1 rRNA gene is annotated in these 1,349 nt (G+C 68.9%); it reads left to right on the top strand.

Going from position 1 to position 1,349, the window contains the following annotated elements:
- Positions 1–79 (top strand): 5S ribosomal RNA (rrf, locus tag FQ330_RS00495); the annotation flags it as partial.
- Positions 80–1,349: the final 1,270 nt, after the last annotated feature.

The raw sequence follows: 1,349 nt of genomic DNA, 5'->3' as shown, positions 1-1,349 counted from the left end.
TCCGAACCCGGAAGCTAAGGCTCTCAGCGCCGATGGTACTGCAGGGGGGACCCTGTGGGAGAGTAGGACACCGCCGGACTTCTTTTGGAAAGGGGCCCCAGATTCATCTGGGGCCCCTTTTTCTATGCCCGCACGCCGCTGAGCGATCGTTGCGGTGCCGCCGATGCGCTGCGTCTCGAGCGCGGTGATATGGTGCCCACCCCACGGCCTCTCGCACTGCGGCGATGAGCACCTCGAGCGTGCGTATCGCGCAGCGCTGATCGGCGCGAGCTGCACTGAGCCATCGGTTGGACCTTGGTGTTCTGCCAGGGGCAGTCGGGCTTGATGTGCAGTTGCCGGCCGCCGAGTTCTGCGACGGCTGCGCGTTAGGCGGGGGCGCGCCGGTAGGCGAGCGCGTTGTCGGTGATGACCTATTCGATGCGAGTGATGCCGTAGTCGGCGAGGTAGTCCGCCGCTCGCCGGCGGAAGACGCAGCCCTCGACGACGATCGCCGGCTCACCTACCCCGCAGATGACGCGGCCGCGGACCTCCACGAGTCACGCGGTTCGGTGACGCACGCTACCGACACGTTTCACGATTAGGTCTCTGCTGAACGGAGACGGAAGCGGGATGACTTGGGGCACGAGAGCCTCCGGGACCTCACTGTGGATCCCACCGCTCCAGCGCGGTCGAGGTCACGTGTGCCCGAGCGATTGATCGGCGCCACCGGACTGACGGCTCGGTGCGCGGGAGCGAGCCGTGCCTCCGCGAGCGTGGCCGCAGCCTCAGCCGGTCGCGTGGCGCGCTCCGTCGTGCGCGTGCGGGTTGTGCGTTCACCTCGGTCATGTGCCGCATGACGACCATCGCGGAACCGCCTCGGTCGATCTCGGGCGCCGGGGCGCTCGAGGCTGCAGCCGGCTGGCCCCGTGCCGCGCAGCCGCACACGGCGCGCGATCGCGCCGAGCAGCGAGGCCCTCGATGGTCACGACCTCCGTCTCGGCGACGAGCGTCGGATCGGTCGAGCCCGCGGTACTCGACAAACTCTCTGATCCGGGAACCTCATGCGTGCAGGGCAATGACGCCGGCGGCAGCGTTCCAGCGTGGGCACGCGGCGGCGAGCATGTGCCCGCTGTTCGGCCCGTCCCCGGCGGGGAGCGGAGAGCTCTCGCATCGCTGCTGGGATCGCGCGACACGCCCGGGCCGTGGCAGGTTGCACGCAGGGGCCGTGGCCCGTGTAATGTTGTCCCTCGTCACCCCATAGACGCCGGGCCGAGAGGCTGGCGGATCAAGAGGGACCAACACCTCCTCGTCTTCGGGTTCGTGCGCACGTTGTGCGCTGGCTCGTGGGGCGAGTATCGTGACTACTCCAC

It is taken from the genome of Agrococcus sediminis (genome assembly GCF_007923295.1).
Classification (GTDB): Bacteria; Actinomycetota; Actinomycetes; order Actinomycetales; family Microbacteriaceae; genus Agrococcus; species Agrococcus sediminis.
The sequence above is the reverse complement of the archived record's forward strand: the minus strand, read 5'-3'. Positions and strand labels throughout refer to the sequence as shown.